Source organism: Pseudomonas sp. FSL W5-0299, from assembly GCF_005930655.1.
GTDB classification, from domain to species: Bacteria; Pseudomonadota; Gammaproteobacteria; order Pseudomonadales; family Pseudomonadaceae; genus Aquipseudomonas; species Aquipseudomonas mandelii.
On record NZ_RXHX01000078.1, the window covers coordinates 1 to 4702 of the forward strand.

At 51.9% G+C, this 4702-nt stretch carries 6 protein-coding genes and 1 pseudogene; 5 read left to right on the top strand and 2 right to left on the bottom strand.

The window, feature by feature from the left end; genetic code table 11:
- Positions 1 to 240: 240 nt before the first annotated feature.
- The gene (locus FHL16_RS33560; protein ID WP_024078224.1) at positions 241 to 1629 is read right to left on the bottom strand and encodes a heavy metal sensor histidine kinase; all 1389 of its coding nucleotides are present in this window, start codon (positions 1627 to 1629) and stop codon (positions 241 to 243) included.
- Positions 1626 to 2315, bottom strand: a complete 690-nt coding sequence (locus FHL16_RS33565; protein ID WP_024078225.1) for a heavy metal response regulator transcription factor — start codon at positions 2313 to 2315, stop codon at positions 1626 to 1628. The genes FHL16_RS33560 and FHL16_RS33565 overlap by 4 nt, the downstream gene beginning before the upstream one ends.
- A gap of 205 nt (positions 2316 to 2520) precedes the next feature.
- On the opposite strand from FHL16_RS33565, the gene FHL16_RS33570 reads away from it, so the two are divergent.
- The 5 genes and pseudogenes from FHL16_RS33570 to FHL16_RS34660 form a co-directional block, all read left to right on the top strand.
- Entirely contained in the window at positions 2521 to 2874 is a 354-nt protein-coding gene (locus tag FHL16_RS33570; RefSeq protein WP_024078227.1) for a co-regulatory protein PtrA N-terminal domain-containing protein, read from the top strand.
- Positions 2875 to 3038: 164 nt separating this feature from the next.
- Complete coding sequence (locus tag FHL16_RS33575; protein WP_050683279.1) at positions 3039 to 3575, top strand: cupredoxin domain-containing protein; 537 nt, start codon at positions 3039 to 3041, stop codon at positions 3573 to 3575.
- Between the two features lie 93 nt (positions 3576 to 3668).
- Positions 3669 to 3920, top strand: a complete 252-nt coding sequence (locus FHL16_RS33580) for a DUF2933 domain-containing protein (RefSeq protein WP_077750534.1) — start codon at positions 3669 to 3671, stop codon at positions 3918 to 3920.
- A 2-nt stretch (positions 3921 to 3922) separates the two neighbouring features.
- Positions 3923 to 4246 (top strand): YHS domain-containing protein, encoded by a 324-nt coding sequence (locus tag FHL16_RS34655; RefSeq protein ID WP_238706221.1) that lies wholly within the window; start codon positions 3923 to 3925, stop codon positions 4244 to 4246.
- 82 nt (positions 4247 to 4328) lie between these two features.
- Positions 4329 to 4702, top strand: a pseudogene (locus tag FHL16_RS34660) (copper-transporting ATPase); the annotation flags it as partial.

Consider the following 4702-nt stretch of genomic DNA (forward strand, 5'->3'; position numbering starts at 1 on the left):
CGAGAAACTCACTAGGCCCCAACGTCACAGTGCAAGAACACGATGCCACACGAACGCAAACTGTTCGATTACATTTCAGTCAGCTTGACGCGGTGTTTGGCCTCGAATTGGCGGGCGTAGCGAGACTTAAAGACGAGACCGCGTGCCCCAGATACTAGGGTTTTCACTCATTCAAAAATAACGAAAGTGGACGCTGGGCGCAGGCTGAGAGATCGCCGTTGATCACAAATACGCCGTTGTTCAGCTGACCTCCAAGTCAACACTAGGAAACTCTAGATGAAAGGCCGTTTTCCCGTCACATGACGTACACCAGATTTTGCCATCATGCGCCTCAATAATTGATCGGGTAATCGACAGACCTAGCCCTGCGTTGCTTGGACTCCCTTCTCGCCGCGCTGGGTCCACGCGATAAAAACGATCGAAAAGCTTTTCAAGATGTTCGGGGGCAATGGGTTCTCCGTGGTTCTCCACGACGACCAATACCGACATCTCCTTCTGGAGGATTTCGACACTGATCGTCTTCCCTTCAGAGGTGTAGCGAAGCGCGTTAGAGAGCAGGTTAGAAATGGCTCTGTGGAGCATAAGGACATCGCCTCGGACGCTGCCCCTTCCTGAAACCTTGAGTTGAATCCCTCGCTCATCAGCCAAAAGGCGGTAGTACTCAAGCAATTTTTCCACTACTTCCACGAGGTCTATTGGTTTGTTCTCGTGTGTGATCAGACCGTTGTCAGATTTCGCCAGAAAAAGCATGTCATCAATCATCCGACTCATACGCTTCAAGTCATCAAGATTTGAGTACAGGTTGTCTTCGTAGTCCTCAATATTCCTTTTTCTTGAAAGCACCACTTCGGTGTGGGTCATCAAGTTGCTCACGGGGGTCCGTAGTTCGTGGGCAATGTCTGCGGAAAAGTTCGATAACCGGACAAATGCATCGTCGAGCCTGGACAACATTGCGTTAAACGACAGCACCATTTGCTGAAGCTCTTTGGGAACGGGTGCTAAGGGGATGCGCTCTTTGAGTGATTTTGCTGACATTGAGGCAGCGACCCGCGTGACCTGGCGAATGGGCCGCATGCCACTGCTTGCTACCATCCAGCCGAGTGCAGCACTGACCAATGCGCTGATCACCAACCCTATCCAAAACCATCGTTCAAGCGTCTCGAAAAAGGACATATGCTGAGTAACGTCAAAGATCAAAATGACTGTCAACGGCTTGTCTTGCCCCGTCACAACGGCTTGTGCCGTCACTCCACGGAACATCTGCCCTTGCTCCCGCCACTCCCAGACGTTGTTGTTTGTGGTTGTGCGGAACTCCTTCGGAATATCTACCGGACCGGGATCAGCAAACAGCAGCTTGCCGTCACCATCGATTATTAGGGCAGTCAAATCACGGTGAGCCCCCAGCAGCGCCTCCAGCTCAGGCTTAAATTCGCTGAGTTGATCGATGCTGTTCAACCCGGACAAAATTCTCTGGGTCGAGTGGAGCTTTTCGTTCAATGCCTGCTGATCCAGCATCTTAAAGTGATGCCGACTGAGGTTATTGAAACTGAGTCCGGCGACCGTAAGCACGGCCGTTACCGCGAGCATGAACATCAGACTCATACGGGTCGTCAGGGACATTCGGTTCATTCCGACTCCGAATCAGGCGCGTCGAGCATGTAACCCATCCCCCTAGAGGTATGAATCAACTTGACCTCAAAGTCGTCATCTATCTTGGCTCTCAACCTTCTCACTGCAACCTCGATAACATTGGTATCGCTGTCGAAGTTCATATCCCAAACCTGGGAGGCGATAAGTGACTTTGGCAGCACCTCCCCTCGACGTCGTAGCAACAGCTCAAGCAACGCAAACTCTTTGGCCGTAAGGTCTATGCGCTTACCTCCACGAATGGCCCGACGCTTGAGCAGGTCCACCTCCAGATCAGCCAATTTCATATAGGTTTGCGAGGGAGCGCCGTTACCCCGACGCAGCAACGTTCTGACGCGAGCCAACAGTTCAGAAAATGCGAAGGGTTTGATCAGGTAATCATCTGCACCGAGTTCAAGTCCTTTCACTCGATCTTCAACGCGATCTCGCGCCGTGAGGAAGAGCACGGGAACATCTTTTCCGGATGCACGAACCTTCTGAAGTACTTCCCAGCCATCCAGCCCGGGCATCATGACGTCTAAAATCAGCAGGTCATAGGCCTCGCTCAAAGCGTGCTGTAGCGCCACCTTGCCATTGGTAAAGCGATCCACATTGAACCCCGCCTCCGTGAGTCCTTGCTGCAAATAGATACCTATTTTGGGTTCGTCTTCAGCAACCAGAAGTCTCATGAGGGTGGCTCTCGGATAATGATGAAGCGCAGTCTGCAACGAAACACGCCAGCCAACCAGCAACTGACAGAAAAGTAATATTGGCTTCAGGTAGATGTCAGCGAGCGCTGTCTAGGGTTCAAGCATGAGTACTTCCTGGTGCTCGACCGACTCTTCAGCATGAAACGTTTGGGAGCCGGAAAACAATTCCATAAGGAGTTGCCCCATGAATCGCCTGAAAATGCTGTTTTTTGTGAGCTCGATACTCGTCTCAGCTTCTGTATGGGCTGAAAGTGGCGGAGACCGGGTGATAGAGCGTATGGAAGGCCTGCGCGACAGGGCTGAAGCCGTACTGATCCAAGCTGAAAAAGCCCCTGAAGGACAGCGTCATGTCCACATGGCCGAGCATATGAAAATGCTCGGCGACATCATGAGCCAACTCCATAAAGATCATCCAGACGCCTCAATGTCACCCCAGCAGCACCTGGCCTGGATGGAAAAACACGACAAAATTGTCGACGACGTTCTGAGTCAAATGCAACGCGAGCACAAGCTGATGCTTTCAGAGAACCACCAGTGAGCAACTCGCTGGAAAGAGCTTTTTAAACAGTCTTGTTGAATGCGGCGTCATCTGGACGCCGTATTTATTTCGAAAACTGACGGAAATGTAATGTTCAGGTCAGTTAACTGGCAGCTCCGCATCATTAGCATAGCCGGTGCTTCCCACTTACTCCCGAGGTCACCATGAAAGCTAAGCTCGTTACCCCAGTCATCGCAGCAATCACCCTGCTATTCGGTGCAACGGCCATGGCCGGCGTAGGTCATGGGAAAGAGGACATCGGTCGTCCTGGAGTCGCCTCTGAGGTTACCCGTACGGTGGAGGTTGAGATGGGTGATCTTTTCTTCAAGCCTGAAAGCATCGACGTAAAACCTGGTGAAACCATTCGATTTGTCCTTCGCAATGAGGGTTTGATGCTGCACGAGTTCAACATCGGCAAAGCCGCTGCTCATGCAGCGCACCAAAAAGAAATGGTAAGCATGCTCCAGAACGGGACGCTGACCCCCACTGGTACCGGGAAAGCGATGAGCGACATGGGCCACAGCATGGGTGGAATGAAGATGGTCGGAATGGAACACAACGACCCGAACAGCATCCTGATCGAGCCAGGCGCAACCCAGGAGTTAATCTGGACCTTCAACAACAGCACTGGGCTTCAGTTTGCCTGCAACATGCCGGCGCATTATCAATCGGGGATGGTCGGTCAGTTTGACCTGAAATAAGCCAGAGCTGGCTGCTAACACCGCTTCGATACAAGAGTTGGCTACGCTCTGTCGCAGAGATCACAGCAATGCTCACACAGTGGGGTATAGATCATGAATAACCATCAGCATCCGGATGGAAACACCACCGCCCCATTTTGGAGGCGCAAAACAGGCGTTGTACTGATCATGCTTATTGCGATTGGTGCCTTTTACGTTTTGCGGGAGCATTTCAGCCACGTTTATCCATTTTGGCCTTATCTGATTCTGTTGATCTGTCCATTGATGCATTTTTTTGGACATGGACATGGCGGACATAGCCATGGCGATCAGACAGCAACCAACAAGGACGAAAAAGGGAAATAGCCATGCCTACCATATCGAGCCACCACGAACACAGTCACGCCCATGCTGCTCCGCTCAATGACGATGATCTGCGTGACCCGGTGTGCGGAATGGCAGTCACTTCACCAAGTAAATTTGGTGAGTCTTATCAGGGACAGGCATATCAATTTTGTAGCCTGAAATGCCAGGAGAAGTTTCGAGCTGATCCTGAACGCTTCAGCGGTAATGTTTCGAGCGCCGAATCCCGCGTCACCACTCCAGATTCTGCGGTACAAACAGGCACTGAGTTTACCTGTCCGATGCACCCGGAAATACGCCAGTCCGGACCCGGCAACTGCCCTAAATGAAGAAGAAAATCCTGAACTCCGGGATTTCGCCCGCCGCTTTTGGTGGTCGCTGCCATTAACCGTGATAGTGACCGTGCTCGCCATGGCGGGACACTCGTTACAACTCCTCCATGGCTCGATCCAAAACTGGATCGAGTTCGCTCTGGCGACACCGGTGACTTTATGGGCAGGTTGGCCCTTTTTTGTAAGGGGCATAGCCTCTATTAGAAATCGCAGTCCAAACATGTGGACTTTGATTGGTTTGGGTACCGCCGCAGCCTACCTTTACAGCGTCATGGCAACGTTCTTACCCCAAAGCTTTCCCGCTACCTTTATGCAAGATGGACGTATCGGCGTCTACTTCGAAGCCGCTGCGGTCATCATCTCGCTCACCTTGCTTGGGCAGATTCTTGAGCTCAAAGCCCGATCGCAAACCTCCGCCGCCATTAAGTCCCTTCTCGGCCTGTCGCCCAAGAC